This window comes from Streptomyces sp. NPDC059373, from assembly GCF_042751495.1.
Taxonomy (GTDB): domain Bacteria; phylum Actinomycetota; class Actinomycetes; order Streptomycetales; family Streptomycetaceae; genus Actinacidiphila.
Genome location: NZ_JBHYXC010000006.1, coordinates 31,893 through 58,583, shown reverse-complemented (window position 1 = coordinate 58,583; position 26,691 = coordinate 31,893). Strand labels below are relative to the sequence as shown.

Sequence of the window (26,691 nt, the reverse complement as noted above, 5' to 3'; positions counted from 1 at the left end):
GCGCACGCCGCTCACCCGCCCGCCGTGCGCAGCACACTGCACGCCCCGCACGCCGCGCAACCGGCCTTCTGGTCGGCGCCGTGCATGCCCGCCGCGCGCAGCTTCGCGGCGACGCCCTCCGTCACGTACCGGAGGTACTCCGCGGTGGGGGCGCCGATTCCGTCCCGGGCGGCGAGGGTGCCGCGCATGGGGCGGAAGGGGACGACGAAGGGGTACACGCCGCGGGCGATCAGCTTCCCCGCTCCTTCGATCAGCTCGTCCGGGTCCTCGCCGAGGCCGGCCAGCAGGTACGTGGAGACGCGGTTGGGGCCGAAGACGCGGACGGCCTCGTCCCAGGCCGCCTCGTACTCGGACATCGGGACGGTGGACTTGCCGGGCATCCAGCGCCGCCGCACCTCGTCGTCGAGGGCCTCGACGTGGATGCCGATCGCGGTGGCTCCGGCATCGTGCAGCTCGCGGATCCACGCCAGGTCGCCGGGCGGTTCGCACTGCACCTGGACGGGCAGTCCGGGCACCGCCGCCAGCACCGCGCGCACCGACCGTGCGAGCGTGCGGGCGCCCCGGTCGGGGCCGGTGGTGGTGCCCGTGGTCATGACCATCTGCCGGACGCCGTCGAGCCGTACGGCGGCCTCGGCGACCTCGGCGAGCTGGGCGGGGGTCTTCGCGGCGACCGTCGCGCCGGAGCGCAGCGACTCCTCGATGGTGCAGAAGCGGCAGCGGTCGGCCTCGGCGTAGCGGATGCAGGTCTGTACGACGGTGGTGGCGAGGACGTCGGCGCCGTGCAGCCGGGCGATCTCCTCGTAGCGGATGCCGTCGGCCGTCGTCAGGTCGTAGAACGCCGGGCGCTGTACGGGGGAGAAGGTCAGCCCGGTGTCTTTGAATGTCCCAGCCTCCTCGCCGAGCCAGACCTTGCCGTCGCGTACGGAGTAGGGACTGTCGGGGTTGCGGGGAAGCGCGGCGTTGGCACCGTCGACGAGGACGTGGCCGTCGTCGCTGGGCCCCGCGCCGTCCGGCCGCCGTACGGGCGAGTCCGTCCGCAGGCCGTGGAGGGCGAGTTCGGCGCGGGTCATGATCCGCACGTCCACCGCCGTACTCGTCGAGTGGGTGCCAACGCTCACGTCGTCCCCCTTACAGCTGGTAGGTGGAGTTGATGATGGCGCCCTTGCGGGCGTAGTGGATCAGCGCGTCCTGCACGTCCAGCGGGTGGGTGGGGATCACGCCCTCGATCAGGTCCTCCTCGCGGGCGCCGTGCAGGGACAGGCCGAAGCGGCAGCAGAAGACCTTGCCGCCCTCGGAGATGAAGGTCTTGAGCTGGTTGTTGATGTTGTGCTCGCCGGGGAACGCGGAGTTGCCGGTGGTCGGGAAGCCGCGGGTGGCCAGGCAGTTGAGGGAGCCGGGGCCGTAGAAGTAGATGGCGGTCTCGAAGCCCTTGCGCAGCGCGCGGGTGGCCTGGAGGACGGCGACGAAACTGACGGACGACTCGTGGGCGATGCCGTGGACGAGGGTGAAGTAGGTCTCGCCGTTCTCGGCCTGGTAGTCGGGGAAGACCTTGGTGGAGCCGTAGATGCTCGTGCCCTCGGGCAGCGACGGGTGGGGGATCTCGGTCAGCGACTTCTGCTCGACGTCGGTCAGCTCGATGGTGGTGTCGGACATGGGCTGTCTCCTTGGACGAGGTGTACGAGTGGGACGGGGGCGGTTGGGGGAGATCAGGTCAGTCGTAGAGCGCGGCGAAGGTGTCCCGGAAGACGAGTTCGCCGAGTTCGCCGCCGCCGGCCGCGGCGGTCAGCCGGGCGTGCTCGCCCGCGAAGTCGCCCCACGGCTGGTCGCTGGCGAAGAGCACGCGGTCGTGGCCGATACCGCGGCGCTCGATCTCCCGGGCCAGCCAGCGCGGTGCGAAGCCGATGGCCCAGGAGAGGTCGGTGTAGACGCGCTTGCCGCCTTCGATCCAGTCGAAGAACCGGGAGCCGGCAAGCTTGATGTGGCCGCTCATCCCACCGCCGAAGTGCACGAGATGAACGGGGACCTGGTCGGCGTACCACTCCACCAGGTGGCCGACCTCGTCGATGTCGGAGGCGGCCCCGGGGGAGGTGTGGACATGGACCACCAGCCCGAGGCGCCGGGCCTCGCCGAAGATCCGGTCCAGCTGGGGCCGGCAGGCCGGGTCGGTGGGGCGGCCGCCCAGCAGGAAGCTGAGCTTGAGCGCCCGTACGCCCTCCTCGCCGGCCAGCGCGAGGGCGCGGGCGGTGCGGTCCTCGTCCTCGGGGCGCGGGGAGACCCACAGCCCGGCGCGGATCCGGTCGTCGCTCTGGGCGGCCTCGACGGCCAGCTCGTTGAAGGAGAAGGCGATGTCGGGGTCCGGGACGCCGTAGTTGGGGATCACCAGGGCCCGTTCGGTGCCCTCCGCGTCGAGGTCGGCGACGAGCTGCTTGACGGTGGCGCGGGCGGTGGTGTCGGGCTGGACGGGCGGCCCGCCGTAGAAGGGGTAGGCGGGCAGTACGCCGATATGGCGGTGGGCGTCGAAGACCATGCCGTACGTGTCCCCTTCAGCCGATCGGGAGGGCGGCTGTGAGTTCGGTGGGAGCACCGGTCAGGGCGCCGCAGACGTCGGCCAGGCGGCGTGAGGCGTCGATGTGGCCGGCGAGGAACTCCGCGTCCCGGCCCACCGCTTCGAAGCGGCCCGACCCCCAGGAGTACTGCCAGGGCAGGCCCAGGAAGTACAGGCCGGGACAGCTGCTGGCGCCGCGCCAGTGCATCGGGTAGCCGCGGCCGTTGAAGGCGGGTATCTCGATCCACCGGTGGTCGCGGGTGAAGCCGGTCGACCAGACGACGGAGCTGATCCCGGCGGCTGCCAGGTCGAGGCTGCCCGGCTGCCCGTCCGGCTCCCACACCGGTACGTACCGTGCCTCGTCGGGAGCCGTGATGCCGTGCGCGGTGATGTGCGCGTCGATGGCGTCCTTGATGCCCTCGGCGACCATGTCGGCCCGGTCGAGGTTGACCTTCAGGTCGTCGGCGAACTCCAGCTCCGGGCCGTCGATGCCGGTCAGCCGCCCGTACAGCCGCATCCCGTCCCGGGCGAAGGCCCGCAGGTCGATGTCGCGGCCGCCGTCGCGCCCGGTCACGTAGTGGTTGACCCGCATACGCACCGCGCCGGCGTCGTCGAACTCGTCGATGCCCTTGGCGTAGTGCCCCATCTCGTCCAGCCAGGCCACGCAGTCCCGGCCCCGGTAGAAGCGGGCCACGCGCGGTGCGCTGCCGACGGCCAGGTGCACCTGACGACCCGCCAGGTGCAGGTCCTCGGCGATCTGGCAGCCGGACTGGCCGGTGCCGACCACCAGGACGCCGCCCTCGGGGAGCTGGTCCGCGTTGCGGTAGCGGGAGGAGTGGAGCTGTTCGATGCCTGCGGGCAGCCGCTCGGCCATCCGGGGGATGGACGGCGTGTGGTACGGGCCGGTGGCGATCACCACCTGGCCGGCGGTGAAGTCGCCCTGGGTGGTGCTCAGTTCGAAGGTCCCGTCGGCGGCCCGGCGCAGCCCCGTGACGGAGACGCCCTCCACCAGCGGCGGCCGGAAGAAGGCCACGTAGTCCTCGAGGTACCGCACGATCTCGTCGCGGACCATGAAGCCGTCCGGATCGGAGCCCTGGTAGGGGAAACCGGGCAGCTTGCACTGCCAGTTGGGGGTGACCAGGCAGAAGCTGTCCCAGCGGCGCTCCCGCCACTCGTTCCCGACCCGGTTCGCCTCGATCACGATGTGCTCGACACCGCGCTCGCGCAGCCAGTAGCTGACCGACAGCCCCGCCTGCCCGCCCCCGACGACCGCCACCGGATAGTGGGCCCCCGCCGGCCCTGCCGGGCTCATCGCTCGCTCCCGTCGGCATACCGCAGCGCTTCGACGGTCACGGTGGCCCCGGGCCGGCCGGCGTACCCGGCGGCGGTGCGCTCGATCTCCGCGAGCTGGTCCGACGCACCGGTGCAGGAGAACCCGTACTTCTCCCGGACCCGCTCACTCGCGATGCCGAGCGACCGGCGGCTGCGCTCCAGGAAGTCCGCGACGTCGTACGCGGCACCGGGGGTGAAGTAGTCCGCGACCACGGTGGAGGGTGAATAGCACCGCAGGCTCTCACCGTCCGGCCAGCGCACATGGAAATAGAGCTCAGGCATGAAGTCCTCCAGGCGAGGCGCCGAGGTTGACACCTCGGCGCTGCTTGTGAGTACTACTTCAGCCAGCGGGAATTACCGATCGACGTCATCCGGAATAAAGCGACGTTACCGAATCCTCTCAGCGCGGGACTTCGTTGTTCCACATGCGGAAGACGGTGCAGCGGCCGTCGTCGGCGAAGGTGACGACCCAGAGGTTGGCGAAGGTCCCGTACTCCTGGTAGACGCCGGTCCCCTCGATGGCGGCGGTGTCGCCGTTGATGGTCAGGATCGACCACTCGAAGGTCCAGCCGCCGGTCTGCATGTGCTCGCGTCCCAGCCAGCCCTCGATGATCTCCTTCCGGCCGATCCATGAGGTCTCGTAGGGCCACTCGTGGTATTCGGCGCCGGAGGTGAACAGAGCCTGGATGTCCCCGGGGTCGTTGGTGCGCCAGGCGTGCTCGTACCGCTTGATCCACTGTTCGACGTCGGCGCTGGCGGGCATGGGGTTCTCCTCGGTGAGCTGCGGGGCGGCAGGCGCTTCCTTCTGCCCAGCATGCCGTCGGGCCGCCGAAGGGGGCAGGACGTGTCTTCCTGGGTGCGGCACACCCAGGAAGGGCGTGCGGACGCGGGCTTGCCCGGCCGAGGGGTCTGTGACTCACTGGAGGGGGCCGGAGAGCTAGGAGCGGGCGCATGGGAATGATCGGCGCCGTCGGCGTGGTGTTGCACCCGCGCAGGGACTGCTCCACCACGATCCAGACGATCACCGACTGGACCCGGGACCGGGGGGCCCAGGTACTCGGCCTGGCCGGTGAGGTGACACGCATCCACCCCGCGGCGGTGGCCGTCGAGCCGCACGAGCTCTCCCGGCGGGCGGATCTGATCCTGAGCCTGGGCGGTGACGGCACGATGCTGCGGGCGATGCGGCTCGCCTCCGGCGGCCGGGCTCCCGTCCTGGGGGTCAACGTGGGGAAGCTGGGGTTCCTCGCCGAGGTCGACATCCCGGACGTGCCCGAAGCGTTGTCGGCCATCGACGGGCACCGCTTCACCCTCGAGCGCCGGTCCGGGGTCCGCGCCACCATCGGGGGGCGGGATGAGCTGGCCCTCAACGACATCGTGCTGGTCCGCAGCCCCGGACAGCTGTCGGCCGCCGTGGGGCTGCGGGTCGAGGGACACCCCTTCGTGAGCTACGCCGCCGACGCGGTGATCGTGGCCACCCCCACCGGATCGACCGCCTACAGCTTCTCCGCCGGCGGCCCGATCGTCTCGCCCAGCGCGGAAGGGCTGCTGGTCACCCCCGTCGCGCCGCACTCGGCGTTCAACCGCTCCCTGTTCCTGTCCAGCGGCGAGAAACTCGCCCTCGAAGTGCTTCCCAGCAGCGGTGAGCTGGCGGTCGAAGCCGACGGCCGGCTGGTGGGCCGGGCGTGCCCGGGCGAGATCATCGAGATCACCATGGTCCCCGACGCGGCCACGGTGGTGCGCCTCGGGCGCACCACCTTCTACCAGCGCACCCAGCGCAAACTCCGGATCACGGGATCGGCGGAGGCCGAGTAGGGCGCGGACGCCCGCCCCCAGGGTCAGGTTTCAGGCAGCCACTGCTGGGAGCCGGGTCGGCGACTACCGTGGAGACGCACGCGTGTGCGGTCTGTCGATTCGAGCGTGTGCGGAGGAAACCGGTGGGCGAGGACAGCGTCAGGGACGGTGAGCGTCTGCCTCGGCTGAGGCTGGATGAGCTGCTGGACGAATTGCAGGTCCGGGTCAACGCGGTACGCGGTACCCGGGACCGGGTGCACAGCCTGCTGGAAGCGGTGCTCTCGGTCGGTCGGGAGCTGGATCTGGCGCAGGTGCTGCAGCGGATCGTCGAGGCGGCCGTGGTGCTGGTGGACGCCGAGTACGGTGCGCTCGGGGTGATCGATGAGGAGCAGGCGCAGCGGCTGTCGCAGTTCCTGCCGGTGGGGATGACGCAGGAGCAGATCAAGGCCATCGGGTCGCTGCCGTCGGGACACGGGATCCTCGGCGAGCTGATCCGGCACCCGGAGCCGTTGCGGCTGGAGGAGATCGCGGAACATTCGGCGTCGTACGGCTTCCCGGCGAACCACCCGCCGATGCACTCCTTCCTCGGAGTGCCCATCCGGGTGCGCGACCAGGTGTTCGGCAACATCTATCTGACCGAGAAGCGTGGCAGCAAGGAATTCGACGGCGAGGACGAGAGCGTGCTGTCCACCCTGGCCGTTGCGGCCGGGGTGGCCATCGAGAACGCCCGGCTGTACGAGGAGTCACAGCTGCGCCGACGCTGGCTGGAGGCGAACGCGGCGATCACCAGCAGTCTGCTGTCGGGGGTCGACGGGACGCGCGTGCTGGAGCTCATCGTGGACCACGCCCGCGGGATCCTCGCCGCGGATCTGGGAGTACTGGCAGTGCCGGTCGACGGGTCGGACGATCTTCAGGTGGCCCTGGCCACGGGCATCGATGCCGAGTCGCACCGCGGGCTGGTGCTGCCTCGCGAGGGCTCGTTCGTGGGCGCGGCCATGCTGGCCTCGGAGACGATCACCAGCGCCGAGGTGGCGAAGGACCCGCGGGCCACCGCCGGGCCGCCGCGTTGGCAGGGATTCGGCCCGGCAGTCGCGGTGCCGATGGTCACCGGCGGCGGGGTCCGGGGTGTGCTGCTGCTGGCCAGGCTCGAGGGGGCGGCGGCCTTCACACAGGCGGAGGTGGCACCGCTGCTGGGCTTCGCGGGGCAGGCGGCGGTCGCGATGGAGCTGGCCGACCGGCGGCGGGACGCGGAGCAGATCGCCCTGTACGAGGACCGGGACCGGATCGCCCGGGACCTGCACGATCTGGCGATCCAGCGGCTCTTCGCCACCGGGATGACGTTGCAGAGCGCGGTGCGCTTCGTGCAGCACCCCGAGGCCAGCGAGCGGCTGCTGCGGGCAGTGGACGACCTGGACGAAACCATCAAGATCATCCGTTCCACCATCTTCGGGCTGCGCTCCCACGAGAACGGCCCCGCGGTTCAGGGGCTACGGGTGCGGACCGTCAGGGTGATCGAGGGGGCTGTGCCCACGCTGGGGTTCACCCCGTCGCTGCGCATGGAAGGGCTGGTCGACACGGACGTACCGGGCTCTGTCAGGGAACATGTGGTCGCGGTCCTCGGAGAGGCGCTGGCCAATGTCGCGCGGCATGCGCAGGCCGCTGCCGCCGACGTCTCACTTGTCGTCGGCTCCGGCGAGCTGACGCTGACCGTGGCGGACAACGGCGTCGGCATCCGCGACGGCGGCGTCCGCAGCGGACTGCGCAACCTTGCCGAGCGGGCCGAGCAGCTCGGCGGTGAACTGACGCTCGACGCACCCTCCGGCGGTGGCACCCGCCTGGTGTGGCGTGTGCCGCTGCCCGCCGAGTGAGCCGACCGGGTTGCGGGGCCGGGCCGGGAGGGCCCTGATCTCAGCGCGAGTGGCGTTCGGCCGAGGCCTGCGGGGCGGCCTGGGTGGCCTGGGTGGCCAGGACGGCGGCCTGGATGCGGCGCTCGACGCCGAGTTTGGCCAGCAGGCGGGAGATGTGATTCTTGACCGTCTTCTCGGAGAGATAGAGCCGTTGGCCGATCTGCCGGTTGGTCAGCCCCTCGCCGATCAGGCCGAGGATCTCGCGTTCGCGCGGGGTGAGCGAGGCCAGCACCGCGTCCTGCGGCTCCTGCACGGCGTCGTCGCCGCGCAGGCTGCTCATCAGCCGGGTGGTGGTGGCCGGGTCGAGCATCGACTGCCCGGAGGCCACGGTGCGTACGGCGGCGATCAGGTCGGAGCCCTTGATCTGCTTCAGGACGTAGCCCGCAGCGCCGGCCATGATCGCGTCCAGCAGCGCATCGTCGTCATCGAAGGAAGTGAGCATCAAGCAGGCCAGCTCCGGCATGCGCGAGCGCAGCTCGCGGCAGACCGTGATCCCGTCCCCGTCCGGCAGCCGTACGTCCAGAATCGCGACGTCCGGCCGCAGCGCCGGGCCCCGGACAAGGGCGTGGTCGATCGTCCCGGCCTCGCCCACGACCTCGATGTCGGGCTCGGCGTCGAGCAGGTCGTGCAGCCCGCGCCGGACGACCTCGTGATCATCGAGCAGGAACACCCGGATCGGTGTCCGCGGGGAGAATTCCCGTGCCTCGGTCATGTCCGTCCCTCGCGCTGTCGTTACCCGTCCCCTGAAACGATCGTGGACCGTACGGCCGGTGCCGCACCAGGGCCGAACGGTCCCCTGCTCATGCTCCGCCGACGTCCGCGTGTCCCGGCGGGGACCTGGCCGGCCTCACCGCACAGGGCCGCTGCCCTGCGGTCCGTACAGGTCGAGCAGACGGGTGCGGGCGCCCTGCAAGCGGTGCGCGACGATCTCGGCGACCCGGCGGGAGACGGCCCGCCCGAAGACCGGATCGGCCTCGCACAGGGCCCGCACCACGGTGGCGTCGAACTCCAGCGCCCGTACGGGACTCTGGGCTTCGGCGCCCAGATGCCAGGCGTACGGCGGGAAGAGCCACGACCAGCCGAGCAGATCGCCGGGGCCGAGGGTCTCGACGACCGCCGCCCGGCGGCCGGGGACATGCAGGTCGAGGGCGACCGATCCGGTGCGGATGATCCAGAAGCGGTCGGCCTTGTGGCCCTCTTCGAAGATGCGGGTGCCTGCGGGGAAGGGCACGTCGCGGGCGAGTTCCATCAGCCGCTCGCGGCCCTCGGGGGGCAGCACGCCCAGCAGGTTTGTCGTGGTGGTGGTCATCAGACGGCCCTCCGGGCGAGGTATGCCGATTCGGCAGCGACAGGAGTTGTCCCCACCATCGTGGGTCGACACCCGTCTTCGGAGCATGGGCCGAGCGGTCCTGATTGCCCGCCTGCTCGGCCCCCCTCGTGCGGCCGTCGCGATACGGACACCGTTGAGAACGGCGGCCGAGCAGGAGGACCGAAGGGCCCGCAGTGACACCCATGCGGCCCTATCGCGGCGGAGGCGGCCGAGCCGAGGCTGTCGGGTGACATCCACGACGCTTCGCTTCGGAGGAAGCCATGCGCGACTTCCCGACATCGGCTCCGGCCACACTCGACGACGCGGAACTGGGGGCGCTGGACGCCCACTGGCGGGCCGCCAACTACCTGGCGGTCGGTCAGATCTATCTGATGGGCAATCCGCTGCTGTCCCGGCCGCTGCGCCCGGAGGACGTCAAGCCGCGGCTGCTCGGCCACTGGGGCACCTCGCCGGGGCTGAACCTGGTCCACACCCACCTCAACCGAGTGATCAAGGCCCGCGGCCAGGACGCTCTGTGCATCTGGGGCCCAGGGCACGGCGGACCGGCCGTGCTCGCCAACTCCTGGCTGGAGGGCACGTATTCCGAGACGTATCCGGATGTCAGCCGGGACTCGGAGGGCATGGCCCGGCTGTTCCGGCAGTTCTCCTTCCCCGGTGGGGTGCCCAGCCATGTGGCCCCGGAGACGCCCGGCTCGATCCACGAGGGCGGGGAGCTGGGCTATTCCCTGTCCCATGCCTACGGTGCCGCCCTGGACAATCCCGGCCTGCTGGTCGCCTGCGTGATCGGCGACGGGGAGGCGGAGACCGGGCCGCTCGCCGCGTCCTGGCATTCCAACAAGTTCCTGGACCCGGTGAACGACGGTGCCGTGCTGCCGATCCTGCACCTGAACGGCTACAAGATCGCCAACCCGGCCGTGCTCGCCCGGCTGGCCGAGGGCGAGCTGGACGAGCTCATGCGCGGCTACGGCCACGAGCCGATCCACGTCACCGGCGACGATCCCATGACCGTCCACCGGGCCATGGCGCACGCGATGGACACCGCACTGGACCGCATCGCCGTGATCCAGCGTGCGGCCCGCGAGGAGGGCGCCACGCAGCGCCCGCGCTGGCCGGTGATCCTGCTGCGTACGCCCAAGGGCTGGACCGGGCCCGCCGAGGTCGACGGCGTACCCGTCGAAGGCACCTGGCGCGCCCACCAGGTACCCCTCGCCGGGGTACGGGACAACCCCGAACACCTGCGGCAGTTGGAGGCGTGGCTGCGGTCCTACCGGCCGGAGGAACTCTTCGACGACCACGGCCGCCCGAGCGACCAGGTCCTCGCGTACGTTCCCGAAGGCGACCGCCGGCTGGGCGCGAGCCCGCACGCCAACGGCGGCCTGCTGCTGCACGACCTGCCGATCCCGCCGCTGGAGCGGTTCGCGGTCCCGGTCGACAAGCCCGGCGCGACCCTCCACGAACCCACCCACGTCCTGGGCGACCTGCTGGCCACGCTCATGGAGAACACCTCGGCCCGCCGCGACTTCCGCCTCGTCGGGCCGGACGAGACCGCCTCCAACCGCCTGCAGTCCGTCTACCGCGCCACCGGCAAGGCCTGGCAGGGCGGGACCCTGGACGTCGACGAGCACCTGGACCGGCACGGCCGGGTGATGGAGATCCTGTCCGAACACACCTGCCAGGGCTGGCTGGAGGGCTACCTCCTCACCGGCCGGCACGGCCTCTTCTCCTGCTACGAAGCCTTCGTGCACATCGTCGACTCCATGGTCAACCAGCACATCAAGTGGCTGCGCACCACCCGCAGGCTGCCCTGGCGCAGCCCCGTCGCCTCCCTCAACTACCTGCTCACCTCACACGTCTGGCGGCAGGACAACAACGGCTTCTCCCACCAGGACCCCGGCTTCATCGACCACGTCCTCAACAAGGCACCCGAGGTCGTACGGGTCTACCTGCCGCCGGACGCCAACACCCTTCTCGCGGTCGCCGACCACGTGCTGCGCAGCCGCGACTACGTCAACGTCGTCGTCGCCGGCAAACAGCCCTGTTTCGACTGGCTCGACCTGGACGCCGCCCGCGCCCACTGCGCCCGCGGCGCAGGCATCTGGGACTGGGCCGGTACCGAGGACGGCGTCCACGAGCCCGATGTCGTCCTCGCCTGCGCGGGCGACGTTCCCACCCTGGAGGTCCTCGCCGCCGCGCAGCTGATCCGCAGCCATCTGCCCGACCTGGCCGTGCGGGTCGTGAACGTCGTGGACCTGGCCCGGCTGCTCCCGACGCAGGAGCACCCGCACGGCATGCCCGACCCGGAGTTCGACGCCCTGTTCACCCGCGACAAGCCGGTCATCTTCGCCTACCACGGCTACCCGTGGCTGATCCACCGCCTGGCCTACCGCCGCGCCGGCCACGCCAACCTGCACGTACGCGGCTACAAGGAGATCGGCACCACGACCACGCCCTTCGACATGGTGGTCCGCAACGACCTCGACCGCTACCGCCTCCTCATGGACGTCATCGACCGGGTCCCGGGCATGGCCGTGCGCGCCGCACCCGTACGCCAGGCGATGGAGGACACCCGCCTGCGCCACCACGCCTGGATCCGCGAACACGGCACCGACCTGCCCGAGGTCGCCGACTGGACCTGGACCGGCTGAACCGCCCCTGAAAACAGGGACGTTCAGCCCCCGGCCCGGACCCGAGAGCCCCTCCGCTCCCGCCCGCAGCGGCCCGTTCGTCGACTACCACGTCCACGGCGTCCCCGGCCCCGCACGGGGACCCGCCCGGGCGCATTGCGCCGTGCGCGCCGTGCGCGCCCCAGGCACGGGGCGGCTTGCGCGGATCCGGCGCCCGGACGCGGACGAGCCGGAGACCGAACCCACGCGGTCTGACCTCCCGCGCGGAACGAACCATCATGTCCTGCCCCTCCGTTGGTCCTGTCCCGCCAGTGTCGGAGCCGGTACGAGGCCGCCACAGGGGCCGGTCGGCCCCGTGCAGGGACCTGCGGCCCCTGCTGTGCTGCCCTCCCCGCCGCGAGGCTGGGAGAGAACCAGATCCCGCCGTTTCCGACCTGGAGGTACGCACCATGTCCCACACCGTCACCGTCGGACTGGACGGCTCACGCGAGAGCGTGGCCGCCGCGCTGTGGGCGGCCCAGGAGGCACAGCGCCGCGCGCTGCCGCTACGACTCGTACACGTCTGGGAGTGGGAGCCCACCACCCAGGCTCCGCTCATGGGCCCCGGAACGCAGCGCCACTGGGCCGAGCGAATTCCCCGCGAGACCGCCTACGACCTCCGGATTCGTTTCCCGGAACTGGAGATCACCACCGAGCAGATCGTCGGCCAGCCCGCCGCCGTGCTGCCGGTCGCCGCTGAGGAGGCCGAGCTGCTGGTTCTGGGCTCCCGGGGGCTGAGCGGGGTCGCCGGCTTTCTGGTCGGATCCGTCGCCCAGGCCACGGTGGCCACGGCCGAGCGGCCGGTGGTGCTCGTACGGGCGGGTGAGATCGCGGAGGACGAGCACCGGCTGGACACCGACGGGCTGCCGTCGGCGGCCACCCCGTACCGCGATGTGGTCCTCGGCCTCGACACTTCCCGGCCCAGCGAAGCGCTGATCGAGTTCGCCTTCGACGCGGCCGCCCGGCGCGGCGCGGTACTGCGCGCGATCCACGGCTGGAGCCTGCCGCCCGTCTATGGCTACAATCCCGGCGCGATGGACCCCATGCTCAACGAGGACCTGGCGGCGAACGAGGCCTCGACGCTCACCGAGACGCTGCGCGCCTGGCGGGAGAAGTTCCCCGGCGTCGAGGTCATCGAGCAGTCCACGGTCGGCCAGGCCGCCCAGCATCTGATCGAGGCAGCATCTGACGCCTGCCTGGTGGTTGTCGGCCGCCGTACCCGCCATTCGGCGATCGGTACGCACGTCGGCCCCGTCACCCACGCGGTGCTGCACCACTCGCCCGCGCCCGTCGCGGTCGTCCCGCACGACTGATTCACCCGAGGAGATCCCTGCGAGGTCGCCGTCAGCGCCGCCTGTGGCGGCCTGCGGCGCGGCGTCGCCGAGGTCTTCGACCTCCACGCCGCCGGCCGAACCTGTGTCATCTCTGAGTCCCGGCCGGATCGTGCCGACGGGTCCTCCCGCGCCAGGGCAGAGCCGAGCCGATGCCGGGCATGTCCCGGCCGGGGAGCACGGTGTTCCAGTACGGCCACCGGGAAGCCGGATTGGCGAGGTGGTTGAGACGGGACGTCTCGACGAAGCACCTCGCGTGCCCGTCGAAGGAGCCGTCCAGTGACCGGCCGGCCAGGAACCGGCGGATGTTGTTCACCAGGACGTCGCCCTCGAGGTGGACTGCCGATCCGTCCGTGGAGACCGGTGTCCCTGTGGCGTCGCCGATGGCGAAGACGTTGGGCCGAGCCGTCGACTGGAAGGTGCGCGTGTCGACGGTGACGTAGCCTCGGGCATCGCCCAGTCCCGCGGAGCGGCCAACTGTCCCTCCCCGCATACCCGTTCGGGCACTCTTGGCGACGCTGACTGGCGTCAGCTCACGAGGATCCGCCGTCCCGTGACGCGCTCCGGTTCGATGCGGACCCACAGCTCACGTTCGCCGCCCACCCATGGCCCGGTGTGGGCCGTCTCGGCGAACTTCCGGACGGCCTCTGGGTCGGTGACGTGGTCGGCGTGACCCACCACGAGCACGCTCCAGCCCTGACTCAGCGCCTCGTCGATGTGGTCCACCTCGAACGCCGTCTCGGTGCCGGCGGCGAGCGCGGGGGTTGCGCCGAGGGACGTACGGAAGGCGATGGCGCGGTCGGCGACGGTGTAGTTGACCGGGGCGATGGCGGGGCCGTCCGGCGTGGACACCGTGACGCGTCCCACCCCGTGCGTGGACAGGTGGGCCCAGCACTCGTCGGGCCCCAGCTCCGCCAGTTCGGGACGGCGGGCGGCTCGCCCGGTGCCTGGCGGCAGGTCGGTGTCGCCGCCGTGCAGCCGGCTGACGGAGGTCTCGAGCGCGTCGGCCAGCCGCAGAAGGAAGCCCGGGTCCGGCACGGCGGTCGGCTGTTCCTCCACGTACTGCAGGTACCCCGTTGCGGTGCCCGCGCGGGCGGACACCTGCTCCCGGGTGAGGCCCAGTTGCGCGCGCCGCAGGGCGATTCGCCGTCCGATGTCTCCGACAGCCTTCATCTGCTCGGTCATAGCCGGTCACGTCCTTTCACGTGTCCACCTCAGAGGCGGCCCAGCCGGTACTTCCAGCCTGGCCCGGCGCCCGGCGGGGCGCATGGGCCGGTCGGACCCCTACCTGGGTCAGGCGGCCCGCGCCGTGAGCAGGCCGTAGCGTGGACACTCAGGAATCCCGCTCCGCGAAGGAGGCGGCCATGGCAGCCGGCAAGAAGCGCACTAAGGACGGCCGCGCGCAACCGGCGCGGCTGCCTCGGCAGGCGTACGAGAGTGAACTCCTACGCCTGCAGGTGGAGCTCGTCAAACTCCAGGAGTGGGTGCGGGCGGAAGGCGTCCGGCTGGTCGTCATTTTCGAGGGACGCGACGCGGCGGGCAAAGGCAGCACCATCAAGCGCGTCACCGAGCACCTCAACCCCCGCGTGGCCCGGATCGCCGCGCTGCCCGCCCCGACCGAGCGTGAGCGTACGCAGTGGTACTTCCAGCGCTACGCCGAGCAGCTGCCGGCCGCCGGCGAGATCGTGCTGTTCGACCGCAGCTGGTACAACCGGGCGGGCGTCGAGCACGTCATGGGCTTCTGCACCAAAGAGGAGTACGTGCGCTTCCTGCACCAGTGCCCGGTCTTCGAGCGGCTGCTCGTCGAGGAAGGGATCCTGCTGCGCAAGTACTGGTTCTCCGTGAGCGATGCCGTTCAGGAGCAGCGGTTCCGGGGCCGGCTGGAGGACCCGACCCGCCGCTGGAAGCTGTCACCGATGGACCTGGAATCGGTCACCCGCTGGGAGGCGTACTCCCGGGCGAAGGACGAGATGTTCGTGCACACCGACATCCCCGAGACGCCCTGGTACGTCGTCGAGAGCGACGACAAGCGCAGCGCGCGGATCAACATGATCGCCCACCTCCTGTCCACCGTCCCGTACCACGAGGTCCAGCGGCCGCCGCTCGACTTGCCCCCGCGCCCGCCGTCCACCGGCTACGAGCGCCCGCCCCGCGACCTCCAGACGTACGTCCCGGACCACGCCGCCACCTTGGGCAGGCCGGACACCAGTACGCCGGGCACCTAGTCCCTTTCGTTTCCGGGCGCAGGGCGGCCTGGAGCGGAAGCATTTTGGGGACCGTTCGGCCCATGCTGCGCAGGTGCGCATCGAGCGATGCTGGAATGCACGGCACGGCCGTCGGGTCCGCGGTCCGCGAACGATCGGTGGAGCGCGGATCCGAGGCGCTCGGAACGCGTGGCGCAATCTGCCGTGCCGGCGCATTCCCGGGACCTCGGGCACGAACGACGCGGTCCTCATCCTGAGGAGCAGCACATGCAACTTCTGATCACTCTTCTGGTCATCCTCGCCGTCGTGGCTCTGGTGGCTCTCGCCATGGCCGTGAAGGTCGTGAAGCAGTACGAGCAAGGAGTGCTGTTCCGGTTCGGCCGGCTCGTCGGGGCACGGCCCGCTGGGCTGCGGTTCATCGTCCCCATCGTCGACGTACTGCACCGGGTGTCGCTGCGAATCGTGACGATGCCGATCCAGTCCCAGGGGATCATCACCCGGGACAACGTCAGTGTGGACGTGTCCGCGGTGGCGTACTTCCGGGTCGTCGACGCGGTGAAGTCGGTCATAGCGATCGAGAACGTCCACGCAGCGATCAATCAGATCGCTCAGACCACCCTGCGCAAGGTCGTCGGCCGGCACACACTCGACGAGACGCTGTCGGAGACGGACCGCATCAACCTCGACATCCGCGAGATCCTCGATGTGGCGACCGTCGAATGGGGCGTCGAGGTCACCCTGGTCGAGCTCAAGGACATCCAACTGCCCGACAGCATGAAGCGGGCGATGGCCCGCCAGGCCGAGGCGGAGCGGGAGAAGCGAGCCAAGATCATCAACGCCGAAGGGGAATCGCTCGCGGCAGCAGCGCTCGGCGACGCCTCGGACACGATGATGGCCCACCCGCTGGCCCTCCAACTCCGCAATCTGCAGAGCCTGGTGGAGATCGGCGTCGACAAGAACACCACTGTCGTCTTCCCCGCCCCTCTGATGAGCACCATCGGCGAACTCGGGTCCTTCCTCGCCCGGGAGACGGCCGCAGCCGCATCCACCGCCCCGCCCGTCGAGATCACCAAAGCGATCCCCGCCCCTGTGCCGAACGGGGTGGCCGAGCCCGTGTGATCAACGCTCCTCGGCTTCTTCGCCGATGGCCACCGGGGTCCGCCCCGGTGGCCATCGGCACGACGGTGCAGTCGACGAGAACCTCGGCGAAAGTCGCCACCTGCTGCCGACGTAACTCCGACTCAGGAGACTAGTGCCGTGACCGGCAATGTTTGCCCGTCAAGGAGCGTCGTCCGGTGCGTGCGATCGCAAGGCGGCCGGAAGTCCTTGATGGGGGTGCCCCCTGCTCGAGCGAAGCCGAGAGCTTGGGGGAGGAGCTACCAGGGCTTTTGGCCAACGCCGCGAGCGTGCGTGCTGGGCGGCGCGACAGGGCAAAGCTTGCCGGGAGGGGCACTAGGAGGACCGCGACGGCTGCCAGGAGGACTGTGCGTTGCTGAGGGCGGTCGCGACGTCCTGCTTGCCCTCGATCACCAGGGCGATCTGGTCGACCAGGGTTTGCAGGTTCTGCGGAGCGTAGGCGTCCTTGGGCCAGAGGACGTGCGGCCCGTCCAGGCCGGCCCGGACCAGGTCGACGGCCGTCGGGGTGGCGGCGGCGTAGGCGGAGGAGTGCAGCACGCTCTTGCGGTTGGGGTCGATGGCGCTGACCGGTGCCGTCACCTGGACGAGCATCTCGTCGATGCTCGTCGCCCACTTGGTGAAAGCCAGCGCCGCGGACCGGTGCTTCGAGGCGGTGGAGACACCGAGCCCGTAGCCCGAGTCCAGAGGCGTACGGCGCAATCTGTTGCCCCCGCTGAGTGGCAGGGCCACCGCCCCCCACTTGCCGACGATCTTCGACAGAGCGGGAGTGGCGGCGCGGAGCGCCATGCCCGTCCAGGTCTCGATCAGCGCGACCTGACCGCCGAGGAAAGCGGCGTTGGCGGCGTCGAAGCCCATCTGCAGTGGTGTGGGCAACGCGTACGGATTGATGTCCACCAGGTGCTGGACGGCGGCCACCGCGGCGTCGCTCTTGAGGGTCGGCCTGCCGGCGGCGTCGACGATGCTGCCTCCGTAGCCGACGAGCCGGTTGATGAAGGCGCAGCCAAGGACCAGCGGGTCCGGCTGCCCCTGCACGACCGCACCGTAGTAATCCCCGGAGCCGGCCTTGGTTATTTTCCTGGCGGCGGCGTCGTATTCGTCCCAGGTCGTCGGTGGCTGCAGACCGGATTTTTCGAAGAGTTCGGTGTTGTAATACACGAGTTGTTGGTCGCCGTCATACGGCAGGCCGTAGCGCCGACCCTTGTAGAGGGTGTACGCGTCATAGATGGACGGCAGGAAATCGCGGGTGTCCAGGTCCTTCTGCGTGGCTGTCCAATCGGTCATGTCGACCAGGGCCCCGGCTTCCACCAGTGAACCCAGTCCGTAGTAGAAGTAGTCGAAGAGGTCGTACTCGCCGGTACCGCTCTGCGCGTCCTGGATCTGATCGCTCGTCAACTGGTCGTAGGCGACGGCTGTCGCCTCCAGGGTCCCGCCGGTCTTCTGCTGCCAGGCGGGTGCCAGGACATTGGTGTACACGGGGAGGTGCGGGGTGTTGACCAGTACCTTGAGCGTGACGCCTTCGAGATCCGCCTCACTGTCGGCCGCGGCCGTACCGGCTGTCATGTCGTCGGCGTAGGCGGGCAGGGCAGGTCCGAAAGCCGCCAGCCCGGCGAGGGCGGCGGCGCCGTGCAGCAGGTTCCGGCGCGTCCACACCGGAGCTGGGGAGGGATCGCCGTTGTCGGGGAAGGACATGCTCTTCCTCACTGGGTCGGGACCGCTGGGGGAGAGCGGTCAATGTGAGCCGGGAATGGCCCACGTGATGAGGGCAATCGAGAACATCCCCCTCTCCTCCACTCCGTCATGGGAATTCCCACAGGTCGGTGGTGCTTCATACCGACAATCACTGATCGAATGCTCCCCGCGCCTGTAAAGGGGAGTCAACGGCCAACTCCATGTTCTCAGCGAATTGAAAGGGACCCACAGCGGATCCACATGGTTGTGCGGCCCTGCAATGCGCGCGAAGATATGACGTTTCGTCAGGTCTGCGATGAATTCGCCGTGCGGTCATGGGCTGCCGCCCGCCGGCACGTGACGGAGGCCGTCGAGACCCCGCCGTCAGCGCGTCAGCGCGTCAGCGCGTCAGCGCGTCAGCGCGGCCCGCACCTTGGCCGTGCGCACGGCGGCGGTCAGGGCATCGATGTCGTACGCACCCATGTGGCGGCGGCCGTTGATGAAGAAGCTGGGGGTCCCCGAGACGCCGCTGAGGTCCGCCGACTCGACGTCCTCCGCGACCCGGGCGGCCCCCGGGCGCTGGTGCAGGCACTGGCGGAAGCGTTCCATGTCGAGGTTGAGCTGCTCGGCGTAACGCAGCAGGTCGCGGACCTCCAGGGCGTCCTGGTTGTCGAAGAGCAGGTCGTGCATCTCCCAGAAGGCACCCTGCTGGCCCGCGGCCTCCGCCGCCTCGGCGGCCAGCTGGGCGTGGGGGTGGACATCGGGCAGCGGCAGGTGCCGCCAGACGTACCGTACGTCGCCGTGGCCAGCCAGCAGTTCGCGGACGACCGACTCGGCCTGGCCGCAGTAGGGGCACTCGAAGTCGCCGTACTCGACGACGGTCACCAGCGCCTCCTTGGGCCCGCGAAGGTGGTCGCGGTCCGGGTCGACCGGGGCGGCGAGGTCGATGATGGTCTCGGCGGTGCCCACCAGGGCTCGCGCGCGGCTGCGTGGCGGGAGGGCCCCGATGACCAGCGCGATGCCCCAGGTGGCGGCGAAGGAGCAGATCACCGCGCTGAGGATGCCGATCTTCGCCTCGTCGAGCCGGTCGCCCTGGAAGGCGAGGGTGGCGATCAGCAGGGACACGGTGAAGCCGACCCCGGCGATCGTGCCACCGCCCGCCACGGCCCCCCAGCCGACCTGCGGGGCCAGCCGGCCGCGGCTGAGGCGGGTGGTCAGCCACGTGGTGCCGAAGATGCCGAGCGGCTTGCCCAGCACGTACGCGAACAGGATGCCGAGCGTCACCGGGGAGGTGAAGGCGCGGCCCAGCAGATCGCCGTTTATCGCGATGCCCGCGTTCGCGAGGGCGAACAGCGGCACGATCACATAGCTGGTCCAGGGGTGGTACAGCTGCTGCAGCCGCTCGTTGGGCGACACCGCCGACGCGAGCCCCTGGCGCACCGACCGCTCCAGCTCGGGCGTCGGCTGTTCGCGGAAGGCCCGGAACAGGCCGCTCGCCCGTTCCAGGTCGATCCGCGCCGCCGGGTACGCGTACGTCAGCAGCCCCAGCGCCAGGCCGACCACCACCGGGTCCACACCGGACTTCAGCAGGGCCACCCAGACCGCCGCCCCGAGCACCCCGAACACCGGACCGGAGCGCATCCCGGCCGCGCGGACCAGCAGGATCACGCCGAAGATCCCGAGCGCCACGAGCAGCGGGGGCAGGGTGACGTGCTCGCTGTAGGCGACCGCGATCACCCCGAGCGCGACCAGGTCGTCCACGACGGCGATGGTGAGGATGAAGGTGTGCAGCCGGCTGGGGAACCGCGAACCGAGCAGTGCGAGCATGCCGAGAGCGAAGGCGGTGTCCGTCGACATCGCGGCGCCCCAGCCGTGCGCCGAGGAGCGGCCGGCGTTGATGGTGAGAAAGACCGCGATCGGTACGAGCATGCCGCTGACGCCCGCGATCAACGGCAGCGTCACCCGCCGCCGTTCACGCAGCTCGCCCATGTCGAACTCGCGGCGTGCCTCCAGCCCGACGACGAAGAAGAACAACGTCATCAGCCCGCTGTTCACCCATTCGCGCAGCGTCAGCGACACCCCCCGGCCCCCGACCAGGACCGAGAGCCGCGTCTGCCAGAAGTCCTCGTACGACCCGTGCCCGATGTTGGCCCACGCGAGGGCGGCGAGCGTCCCGGCCAGCAACACCGTCGCACTGCCGGTCTCTGTCCTCAGGAAGACGCGCAAAGGCGTCCGGCCCTCGCCACTGCTGGAAGTCCGCCCGAAGAACGACGAGGAAGCCGAAGAATCCGTCACGAGGGCATTGTGCCTCGCCGGAGCGGCGTTACGGGTCCGGCGGCGACCTGGGCACGCAGTCGGGGCAGGTGCCGGTGAGCTCCACGGTGTGCTGGACGTCGGCGAAGCCCGAGGAGGCGGAGATCCCGGCGGCCCAGGACTCCACGAGGGCGGAGTCGACGGGCAGGCCGGTCCCGCAGACACGGCAGAGCAGGTAGTGCCGGTGCTGCGGGCTGGGGCGGTAGCGGAACAGCCGCTCGCCGCCGGGGTCACGTACGACATCGGCGCGGCCGGCCTCGGCGAGGGCGGTGAGCGTGCGGTACACGGTGCTCAGCCCGACCTGCTCGCCCGCGGCCTGCAGCCGCAGGTGCAGGGCCTGGGCGCTGAGGAACTCGGCGCTGCCGATCAGCGCGCCCAGCACAGTGCTGCGCTGCGGCGTCCGGCGGCCGATCAGCTCGACGTCGGCGGGCAGCGGAGTCGCCTGGTCCTCCCTCATGTCGTCAGACCCGCCACGGTCGCGGTACGCCTCCGGATCCCCGGGAGGAAGGTCGCGGCGTAGAAAGTGGTGGCGGCCGCGATGATGCCGAAGCTCGGCGGCATGCTGGGCACCGCGTAGCTGAGACCGAGCCCGACCCACATCGCGGCCACGGCGAGCGCGGCGGACAGGGCCAGGGCCCGGAAGGGCCGGTCGGTGAGCCGCTGGGCGGCCCCCGCCGGAGCGGCGAGCAGCCCGAGCAGCAGCAGCGCCCCGACGGCCTGCGTCGCCTCGGCCGCGCAGGCGCCCATCAGCGCGAGGAAGGCGAACCCGAGCAGGCGTACGGGGACTCCACGGGCGGCCGCCACCGCCTCGTCGACGGAGGCGAACAGCAGCGGCCGCGCGATGGTGAGGACGGCGGCGCAGATGCCGGCCGCCACCAGCGCCGCGGTCAGGGCCTGCGCGGCGGACATGCCGAAGATCGAGCCGAAGAGCACGTTGACCCCGGCGCCGCCGTTGCCCGCGCTGCGCGACGTCGTATAGAGGGTCAGGAAGAAGACACCCAGGCCCAGGATCCACGAGAAGACACTGCCGATCGCCACATCGTCGGCCCGGCCCCGCTTGCCGAGGGTGCCGAGCAGCAGGGCGACGACGATGGTGGCGGCGAACAGACCGATGCGGAGGTCGTAGCCGAGGGCCAGCGCCGCCAGCGCCCCGGTGAAGGCGACGTGGCTGAGCGCGTCACCGGTGAAGACCTGCGCGCGCAGCACCAGGAAGTAGCCCGTCAGGCCCGCCGCGGCGGCGATCGCGGTGCCGGCGAGCAGCGCGTGCTGGAAGAACGGGTGCCCGAGGGCGGCAGTCCATCCGGACGCGGCCAGGATCGTCATGGCGCGCTCCTCACCGGTACGAGCCGGGGGAGCCCCTGCCCGGCCGCGCGGCCGAGGCGGGCCAGGACGTAGGCCGCGAAGGCCAGTGTGGTCACGTAGAACCCGATGGGATAGGGCGAGTAGTAGGCGGCGATCAGGCCCAGCCAGGTGACCGCCAGTGCGATGAGCACGGACAGCGCGAGGCTCAGGGAGGGCCGCGCGGTGAGCGTCTGCGCGGTGGCGGCGGGCATCACCAGCAGGGCGAACACCAGCAGGGTGCCGGTGATCTGGCTCGCCTCGGCGGCCGCCGCACCCAGCAGGACGAGGAACACCGTGGACAGCAGGCGTACGGGGACTCCGCGCCCGGCCGCGACATCGGGGTCGACGGAGGTGAACAGCAACGGGCGCCCGATCACGGCGAGCGTCGCGAGGACGGCGGCCGCGACGGCGGCCAGCACCCACACCTGGGCGGTCGTGATGCCCAGGAAGCTGCCGAACAGCAGCGAGGTGACGCCGCCGAGCAACCCCTTGTACAGAGCGGTGAACAGGAAGCCGCAGGCCAGCAGGAACGCCTGGACGGTGCCGGTCAGCGCCGACTCCTGCCCGCCGGAGGACCGTCCGGCGCGGGGGATGACGGCGATGACCAGGGCGGCGGCCAGGCAGAAGGCGAAGTACCCGTACGTGGCGCTGACGCCGATCAACGTGGCGCCGGCCGCGCCGGGGAAGCCGACGACCGCCAGGGTGTGCCCGGCGAAGCTCTGCCGCCGCAGCACCATGAACCAGCCCATGACCCCGGCCGCCACGGCGACGACCGTGCCGGCCCGGAAGGCGTTGACCATGAAGGGGAACGCCCACATCTGCCGCAGATCGGCCACCGGGTTCCACGACCAGGCCGGGTAGGCGTCGGCCAGCATCATCATGGCCTCACCTCCCCGGCTCCCGGCGCCGCGTGCCGGTCGGAGTGGATGGCGGGCGCTTCCGGCTGTCCAACGACCACGAGCCTGCCGTCGGAGGTACGCAGCACCTCTATCGGCGTGCCGTACAGCCGCGACAGCGTCTCGGAGGTGATGACCTCCTCCGGGGTGCCCGCCACCGCCCCGCCCTCGGCGAGATACACCACCCGGTCCAGGCGGGAGAGGATCGGGTTCACATCGTGCGCGACCATGACCACGGTCACCCCCTCCTCCCGGCAGATCCGGCCGACCAGCGCGGCCACGGCGGCCTGGTTGGGCAGGTCGAGGCTGTCCAGCGGCTCGTCCAGCAGCAGCAACTCCGGGCGCCGCACGAGAGCCTGGGCGATCAGCAGCCGCTGCTGCTCCCCGCCGGAGCACTGTCCTATCGGGCGGTGCGCGTACGAGGACGCCCCGACCAGCTCGATCACCTCGGCTATCCGGCGCGCCGCGGCCTGGCGACGTGCGCCGAACCGCCCCGGCAGCGGCACTCCCCAGCGGTCGCCGTCCCAGCCGAGCCGCACGATGTCGGTGCCGCGCATGCGCAGGGAGGCGTCGAAGCTGCGGCGCTGGGGCAGATATCCGACCCGCTGCCCGGCCTGCCCGGGCTGCTCGCCGAGGACCCGCACCTGGCCGCCGGCGGTCGGCAGCACGCCGAGCAGGACCTTCACCAGGGTGGACTTGCCCACCCCGTTCGGCCCGAGTACGGCGACGAACTCGCCCGCGCCGACGTCAAGTTCGACCCCCGACCACAGGGTGCGGCCGCCGATCCGCACCGCCGCGCCGCGCATCGACACCACGGTGCCGGCGGCGGACCCGGCGGGTACCGGGGGCTGCGTGGGGTCGGGCTGCTGCGCGGCCTCGCGGACCCGGGCTATCGGCTTCACGGTCACTTCCCGGTGGCCTTGGCCAGGGCCTGCTCGATGCCCTGGAGCTGACGGACCTGCCAGGCCTGGAAGCTCGCACCGGCCGGGGTGAGCGTCTCGGTGACGGTGGCCACCGGGATGCCCTTCGCCTTGGCGGCCTTCACCTGGGCCTGTACGTCAGGGGTGGCGTTCTGGCTGTTGTAGACGTAGATCTTGATTTTCTTGTCGGTGATCTGCTGGTCGATGGCCGCCTTGTCCTTGGCGGTGGGATCGGTGCCCTCGCTGATCGCGCCGAGGAAGGAGTCCGGGGTGAGCATCTTCAGGCCCAGCCCGTCGGCCAGCGGGGTCACGATCGACTCGGAGGCACCGATGGGGGTACCCGCGTACTTCGTCTTGATGCCCGATATCAGCTGGTTGTACGGGGCCAGGGTCTTGGTCTCGAAGGTGTTCTTCAGCGTGTCGAAGTCGGCGGCGTCGGCCGGGTCGATCTTCTTGTAGTCCGCCGTGATCTTCTCGATGACCTGGTGGACATTGTCCGGGGAGTACCAGCGGTGCGGGTTGCCGCCGGGCTTGATGCCCACCACGTCGCCGACGTTCAGTCCGGTACGGCCGTCGGCCGGGTTGGCGGCGAGCAGCTTGTCGGCCCAGGCGTCGTAGCCGATCCCGTTGACGATCGTGTACTGGGCGCCCGCCACGGTGCGGGCGTCGGCCGCGGTGGGCTCGTAGTCGTGCGGGTCCGCGTCGGGGTTGCTGATGATGCTGGTGACCTTCACGTGGTTGCCGCCCAGCTGCGAGGCGATGCTGCCCCAGAAGTTCTCCGCCGCGACCACCTGGATGGTCTTCCCGCTCCCGGACCCGGACGAGGCGCTGCTCCCGGTGGAGGAGGACGTGGAACAGGCGGTGGCGGTCAACGCGGCCGCCGCCGCGGCCCCGCAGAGGGCGAGGTGGGTCGGCCGGCGTGCGGCGCGACGGGATGCGGCGGCAGCGCTCATGGTTCGGGGTCTCCTCAGTCAGGACCGGACCGCGGCAGCGGTCATCAGGTCGCTTCCGGACACCTCCCACGCTAGATGGGAATGACTTTCAAAACCATAGGCCAGAGCATCGATATGAAAATCATTGCCATGCCTTGACCCTAAGCGACATGGGAACCGTTCTCATGTCGGCGGGGTCAGCAGGGCCTGCAGGGGCGGCGAGCAGCGGTCGGCCAGGTCCTCGACGTCGGCCGAACGTACGGCCTCGGTTCGGGCTATGCCGTACATGACGCCGATGCCCACCAGCATCCCGACGGCGAGTTCGGCGCGCAGTGCGGCGTCGGGTCCGGTGAGACGCCGGGTGAGGCGGTCGACGACCTGGGTCCTGAAGTTGGCGCGCAGCGTGTCCCCGTGGCCGCTGTGCAGGGGGGCGAAGACGATACGCAGGACCGGATCGCCGCGTCCCTCGGCCTGGCGGGTGAGCACCAGGGTGACCATGTGGCGGCCCAGCTCCTCCAGCGGGGCGTCGAGCAGGGCTTCCGCGTCCTCGTCGAAGGACAGGAGGTGGGCGAAGAGTCCCTCCTTGTTGCCGAAGTACTTCACGATCAGCGGCGCGCTGACCCCGGCCCGCTCGGCGACCGCCTTGAGGGTGATGTCCGCGTAGGCATGCCGTACGAAGAGGTGGCGGGCGGCGCGCACGATTGCGGCCTTCGACGCCTCGGCGTCCCGGCGCCGGGTGCCCGGCTCGGGGTCGGCGGTGCTCCGGCCGCTCACGCTTCCTCCATGGCCGCCTCGGCGACCGCCTCGGCGCGCTGTTGCTTCGGGATGCCGGCCGTGCCGCGCTGACCGGGGATGACCAGTGCCAGCGCGCAGGCCAGCAGCGCGACCGTACCAGCCATGCCGAAGGCCAGCAGGTACCCGTGCAGGGTGGCCAGCCGGACCGTGCCGATCGCCGCGGTGTGGTGGATGAGTACGGCGGTGACGGCGGCGCTGCAGGTGGCCTGGCCGACGGTGCGCATCAGCACGTTCACCCCGTTCGCGGAGGCGGTCTGGGAGGCGGGGACGGCCTGCAGGATGAGCGTGGGCAGGGCGGAGTAGGCCAGCGCGGTGCCCGAGGCGACCACCGCCGCGCCGAGGACGATCAGCCAGAGGTCCTTGCTGTCGGCGATGCGCACGGCGTAGCCCGCCGCGATGACGGCGGCACCCGCGGCGAGCGCGATCTTCGGCCCGCGCGCGGCGGAGATCCGCGCCGACACGGGGGAGAGGACGAGCATGATCAGGCCGGTCGGCAGCATGCACAGGCCGGTCTCGAAGACCGACAGCGCGAGGCCGTAGCCGGTCGCCTTGGGCGCCTGCAGCAACTGGGCGGTGATCAGGGAGTTCGCGTAGAAGGAGAAGCCGGTGAGCAGGGCCGCCAGATGCGGCAGCGCCACCCGCGGCTTCCGGGCCAGCCGCAGGTCCACCAGGGGGTCGCGGGTGCGCAGTTGGTGCCCCCACCAGGCGGTGAGCACGATCACGGTGGCACCGAGGAGCCCCAGGACGGTCGGGCTGGTCCAGCCCCAGTCGCTGCCCTGCGAGATCGCGAGCAGCAGGCAGATCAGGCCGGCGCTCAGCCCGGCCGCACCCGCGAAGTCGAAGCGGCCCTGGGTGCGTACGGGCGACTCCCGTACCGCCCACCATGCCGCGGCCAGGCCGAGTGCCCCCAGAGCGGTCGTGACCCAGAACATGACGTGCCAGTTCGCGAACTCCACGATCAGTGCGGCGAGCGGCAGCCCGAGGGCCGCGCCGATGCCGACGGTGGAGCTCATCAGCGCGACCGCCGATCCGGTCCTGGCCGGCGGCAGCTCGTCCCTCAGGATGCTGATCGACAGCGGTACGACCGCGGCGGCCGCCCCTTGCAGCGCCCGGGCCGCGATGAGCAGCCGGATGTCGGACGTCACCGCGCACACCATCGAGCCGGCCGTCATCAGCGCCAGCGCCAGCAGCAGCACCCGCCGCTTGCCGTACATGTCCCCGGCCCGGCCGAGGACGGGCGTGAACACCGCCCCCGCCAGCAGCGTCGCGGTGACCATCCAGGCCACGGCGCCCGCCGAGGCCCCGGTCAGCCGCGGCAGATCCGGGAGCAGCGGCACGGCCACCGTCTGCATGAGCGCCATGAGAATCCCGCCGAAGGCGAGGACCGGAACGGTGAGCCGTTCCCTGAGGCCCGGTATGGCGGGTTCCGGCGCAAGGGTCATCAGTGGACTCCCGGGGGTGGCGGGGGGGGGGGGGGGTGTTATAAACAAAAATTGTTTATAAAATAAAAAACCCCAAAGAAAAAAAAAAAAAAAAAACCACCCACCAAAAACAAAAAAAAGATAGGGCGGAGAGGGGGGGATAAG

At 70.8% G+C, this 26,691-nt stretch carries 25 protein-coding genes; 6 read left to right on the top strand and 19 right to left on the bottom strand.

Going from position 1 to position 26,691, the window contains the following annotated elements:
• Positions 1 to 11 precede the first annotated feature (11 nt).
• The 6 genes from ACFXJ5_RS12995 to ACFXJ5_RS12970 all read right to left on the bottom strand — a co-directional run bounded on the left by ACFXJ5_RS12995 (position 12) and on the right by ACFXJ5_RS12970 (position 4,640).
• Complete coding sequence (locus tag ACFXJ5_RS12995) at positions 12 to 1,118, bottom strand: MSMEG_0568 family radical SAM protein (RefSeq protein ID WP_384630413.1); 1,107 nt, start codon at positions 1,116 to 1,118, stop codon at positions 12 to 14.
• 10 nt (positions 1,119 to 1,128) lie between these two features.
• Complete coding sequence (locus ACFXJ5_RS12990) at positions 1,129 to 1,653, bottom strand: MSMEG_0572/Sll0783 family nitrogen starvation response protein (protein WP_384630412.1); 525 nt, start codon at positions 1,651 to 1,653, stop codon at positions 1,129 to 1,131.
• Positions 1,654 to 1,711: 58 nt separating this feature from the next.
• Positions 1,712 to 2,527: an amidohydrolase family protein gene (locus ACFXJ5_RS12985; protein WP_384630411.1), complete on the bottom strand. Its 816-nt coding sequence runs from the start codon at positions 2,525 to 2,527 to the stop codon at positions 1,712 to 1,714.
• A 16-nt stretch (positions 2,528 to 2,543) separates the two neighbouring features.
• On the bottom strand, positions 2,544 to 3,857 hold the full coding sequence (locus ACFXJ5_RS12980; protein WP_384630410.1) for an MSMEG_0569 family flavin-dependent oxidoreductase: 1,314 nt from the start codon (positions 3,855 to 3,857) through the stop codon (positions 2,544 to 2,546).
• Positions 3,854 to 4,159 carry an MSMEG_0570 family nitrogen starvation response protein gene (locus ACFXJ5_RS12975; RefSeq protein WP_384630409.1) on the bottom strand — a complete coding sequence of 102 codons (306 nt, stop codon included), beginning with the start codon at positions 4,157 to 4,159 and terminating at the stop codon, positions 3,854 to 3,856. The genes ACFXJ5_RS12980 and ACFXJ5_RS12975 overlap by 4 nt, the downstream gene beginning before the upstream one ends.
• Positions 4,160 to 4,277: 118 nt before the next feature.
• On the bottom strand, positions 4,278 to 4,640 hold the full coding sequence (locus ACFXJ5_RS12970) for a nuclear transport factor 2 family protein (protein ID WP_384630408.1): 363 nt from the start codon (positions 4,638 to 4,640) through the stop codon (positions 4,278 to 4,280).
• 188 nt (positions 4,641 to 4,828) lie between these two features.
• Between ACFXJ5_RS12970 and ACFXJ5_RS12965 the strand changes: the two genes are divergently transcribed.
• Positions 4,829 to 5,689, top strand: a complete 861-nt coding sequence (locus tag ACFXJ5_RS12965) for an NAD(+)/NADH kinase (RefSeq protein WP_384630407.1) — start codon at positions 4,829 to 4,831, stop codon at positions 5,687 to 5,689.
• A gap of 122 nt (positions 5,690 to 5,811) precedes the next feature.
• Positions 5,812 to 7,536: a GAF domain-containing protein gene (locus tag ACFXJ5_RS12960; RefSeq protein WP_384630406.1), complete on the top strand. Its 1,725-nt coding sequence runs from the start codon at positions 5,812 to 5,814 to the stop codon at positions 7,534 to 7,536.
• Between the two features lie 40 nt (positions 7,537 to 7,576).
• Here the strand turns inward: ACFXJ5_RS12960 and ACFXJ5_RS12955 are convergent, their stop codons facing one another.
• On the bottom strand, positions 7,577 to 8,287 hold the full coding sequence (locus ACFXJ5_RS12955) for a response regulator (protein WP_384630405.1): 711 nt from the start codon (positions 8,285 to 8,287) through the stop codon (positions 7,577 to 7,579).
• 135 nt (positions 8,288 to 8,422) lie between these two features.
• Positions 8,423 to 8,884 (bottom strand): Crp/Fnr family transcriptional regulator, encoded by a 462-nt coding sequence (locus ACFXJ5_RS12950; protein WP_384630404.1) that lies wholly within the window; start codon positions 8,882 to 8,884, stop codon positions 8,423 to 8,425.
• A gap of 281 nt (positions 8,885 to 9,165) precedes the next feature.
• Here ACFXJ5_RS12950 and ACFXJ5_RS12945 point away from each other — a divergent pair, with 281 nt between their 5' ends.
• Positions 9,166 to 11,550 carry a phosphoketolase gene (locus tag ACFXJ5_RS12945; protein ID WP_384630403.1) on the top strand — a complete coding sequence of 795 codons (2,385 nt, stop codon included), beginning with the start codon at positions 9,166 to 9,168 and terminating at the stop codon, positions 11,548 to 11,550.
• 428 nt (positions 11,551 to 11,978) lie between these two features.
• Complete coding sequence (locus ACFXJ5_RS12940; RefSeq protein WP_384630402.1) at positions 11,979 to 12,881, top strand: universal stress protein; 903 nt, start codon at positions 11,979 to 11,981, stop codon at positions 12,879 to 12,881.
• A gap of 106 nt (positions 12,882 to 12,987) precedes the next feature.
• Here ACFXJ5_RS12940 and ACFXJ5_RS12935 read toward each other — a convergent pair whose 3' ends face one another.
• Together ACFXJ5_RS12935 and ACFXJ5_RS12930 are read right to left on the bottom strand one after the other, a co-directional pair.
• Positions 12,988 to 13,392 (bottom strand): hypothetical protein, encoded by a 405-nt coding sequence (locus ACFXJ5_RS12935; protein WP_384630401.1) that lies wholly within the window; start codon positions 13,390 to 13,392, stop codon positions 12,988 to 12,990.
• Between the two features lie 35 nt (positions 13,393 to 13,427).
• Positions 13,428 to 14,084 carry a helix-turn-helix domain-containing protein gene (locus tag ACFXJ5_RS12930; protein WP_384630400.1) on the bottom strand — a complete coding sequence of 219 codons (657 nt, stop codon included), beginning with the start codon at positions 14,082 to 14,084 and terminating at the stop codon, positions 13,428 to 13,430.
• Positions 14,085 to 14,263: 179 nt separating this feature from the next.
• Between ACFXJ5_RS12930 and ppk2 the strand changes: the two genes are divergently transcribed.
• Complete coding sequence (gene ppk2, locus ACFXJ5_RS12925) at positions 14,264 to 15,124, top strand: polyphosphate kinase 2 (protein WP_384630399.1); 861 nt, start codon at positions 14,264 to 14,266, stop codon at positions 15,122 to 15,124.
• Between the two features lie 246 nt (positions 15,125 to 15,370).
• Positions 15,371 to 16,222 carry a slipin family protein gene (locus ACFXJ5_RS12920; protein ID WP_384630398.1) on the top strand — a complete coding sequence of 284 codons (852 nt, stop codon included), beginning with the start codon at positions 15,371 to 15,373 and terminating at the stop codon, positions 16,220 to 16,222.
• A 333-nt stretch (positions 16,223 to 16,555) separates the two neighbouring features.
• On the opposite strand, the gene ACFXJ5_RS12915 is transcribed toward ACFXJ5_RS12920, so the two are convergent.
• The 9 genes from ACFXJ5_RS12915 to ACFXJ5_RS12875 all read right to left on the bottom strand — a co-directional run bounded on the left by ACFXJ5_RS12915 (position 16,556) and on the right by ACFXJ5_RS12875 (position 26,547).
• The gene (locus tag ACFXJ5_RS12915) at positions 16,556 to 17,929 is read right to left on the bottom strand and encodes an ABC transporter substrate-binding protein (RefSeq protein WP_384630397.1); all 1,374 of its coding nucleotides are present in this window, start codon (positions 17,927 to 17,929) and stop codon (positions 16,556 to 16,558) included.
• Between the two features lie 387 nt (positions 17,930 to 18,316).
• Complete coding sequence (nhaA, locus tag ACFXJ5_RS12910; protein ID WP_384630396.1) at positions 18,317 to 20,203, bottom strand: Na+/H+ antiporter NhaA; 1,887 nt, start codon at positions 20,201 to 20,203, stop codon at positions 18,317 to 18,319.
• A gap of 28 nt (positions 20,204 to 20,231) precedes the next feature.
• Positions 20,232 to 20,678, bottom strand: coding sequence for a Fur family transcriptional regulator (locus tag ACFXJ5_RS12905; protein ID WP_384630395.1), 447 nt, complete (start codon positions 20,676 to 20,678; stop codon positions 20,232 to 20,234).
• Positions 20,675 to 21,544, bottom strand: coding sequence for a metal ABC transporter permease (locus ACFXJ5_RS12900; protein WP_384630394.1), 870 nt, complete (start codon positions 21,542 to 21,544; stop codon positions 20,675 to 20,677). Before ACFXJ5_RS12900 ends, ACFXJ5_RS12905 begins: the two co-directional genes overlap by 4 nt.
• Positions 21,541 to 22,443, bottom strand: coding sequence for a metal ABC transporter permease (locus ACFXJ5_RS12895; RefSeq protein WP_384630393.1), 903 nt, complete (start codon positions 22,441 to 22,443; stop codon positions 21,541 to 21,543). Before ACFXJ5_RS12895 ends, ACFXJ5_RS12900 begins: the two co-directional genes overlap by 4 nt.
• Positions 22,440 to 23,360, bottom strand: coding sequence for a metal ABC transporter ATP-binding protein (locus tag ACFXJ5_RS12890; protein ID WP_384630392.1), 921 nt, complete (start codon positions 23,358 to 23,360; stop codon positions 22,440 to 22,442). Before ACFXJ5_RS12890 ends, ACFXJ5_RS12895 begins: the two co-directional genes overlap by 4 nt.
• 2 nt (positions 23,361 to 23,362) lie before the next feature.
• Positions 23,363 to 24,331 carry a metal ABC transporter solute-binding protein, Zn/Mn family gene (locus tag ACFXJ5_RS12885; RefSeq protein ID WP_384630391.1) on the bottom strand — a complete coding sequence of 323 codons (969 nt, stop codon included), beginning with the start codon at positions 24,329 to 24,331 and terminating at the stop codon, positions 23,363 to 23,365.
• A 162-nt stretch (positions 24,332 to 24,493) separates the two neighbouring features.
• Entirely contained in the window at positions 24,494 to 25,084 is a 591-nt protein-coding gene (locus tag ACFXJ5_RS12880) for a TetR/AcrR family transcriptional regulator (RefSeq protein WP_384630390.1), read from the bottom strand.
• Positions 25,081 to 26,547, bottom strand: coding sequence for an MFS transporter (locus ACFXJ5_RS12875; RefSeq protein ID WP_384630389.1), 1,467 nt, complete (start codon positions 26,545 to 26,547; stop codon positions 25,081 to 25,083). Before ACFXJ5_RS12875 ends, ACFXJ5_RS12880 begins: the two co-directional genes overlap by 4 nt.
• Positions 26,548 to 26,691 lie beyond the last annotated feature (144 nt).